The 1021-nt window shown below is 39.3% G+C and carries 1 protein-coding gene; it reads left to right on the forward strand.

What is annotated here, in order from left to right:
* Positions 1–768, forward strand: a 768-nt coding sequence (locus ACFIO3_RS13865) for a tyrosine-type recombinase/integrase (RefSeq protein WP_375704666.1), incomplete at its 5' end; no start/stop codon positions are given.
* Positions 769–1021: the final 253 nt, after the last annotated feature.

Here is a 1021-nt window from a genome sequence, read left to right on the forward strand (position 1 = left end):
AAATTAGGCTGTCTGCCGGTTTCTGAGATTACACAAACAGAGATACGCAACACGCTTGCCCCTATTTGGCATACAAAAGCTGGAACAGCAGAGAAAGCACTCATTCGCCTTAATATATGTCTCAAACATGCGGCTACCTTAGGATTGGATGTTGATTTACAAGCAGCAGAAAAAGCACGCGCTCTTTTAGGCAAACAACGTTATAAAAAACAAAATATACCTGCCATGGATTGGAGAGATGTGCCGGCTTTTTATAAAACACTTTGTCAAAAAACAACCCTAACACAACTGGCTTTGCGGTTGCTTATTCTGACAGGCGTTCGCACACATCCTTTACGTTATATTCATAAAGATCAAGTTGATGGCGATATCTGGACCATACCTGCTGAAGGTATGAAAGGTAGACGTGATGCTACAACAGAATTTCGTGTGCCTCTATCATCTGAAGCATTAGACATTTTAAAACAAGCACGATTGCTTTCTCGTAATGATTTTTTCTTTTCTGCAACCGGTCGGGGGGCTCTTGCGCAGAAGTGTATGGCTCAATATATGAGAGATAATAAACTTGATGCCTGCCCGCATGGTTTTCGCTCTAGTTTACGCGATTGGCTTGCTGAAACAACCGATGCCCCCTATGAGGTTGCTGAAACCATTTTAGGGCATGTGGTCGGTGGTAAAGTAGAGCGTGCCTATCGTCGTACTGACTATCTAGAACAGCGCCGTGTCTATATGGATAAATGGGCGGCTTATGTCACTGGTCAATCTTAAGATATGGGGTAATTTACCCCATGATCTGTGGATAACTTTCTCTCTCTTCTCTCTCATTCTTTCTCAATAAGACTCATAAATTATTACATCACAAATTATATGATAAAATATTGTTTTTTATAGACTAAATACCTTTCCAATGATTCAAAAATATGGTTAATAAATGCTTATGATTTGTTTCCATTTTTATAGTGAAAGGATTTTAGAATGACAGAAAATGATATTCTTTTAACAGACCGTGAAAGTGCAAAAT

The organism is Bartonella sp. AD328YNZD (genome assembly GCF_042196425.1).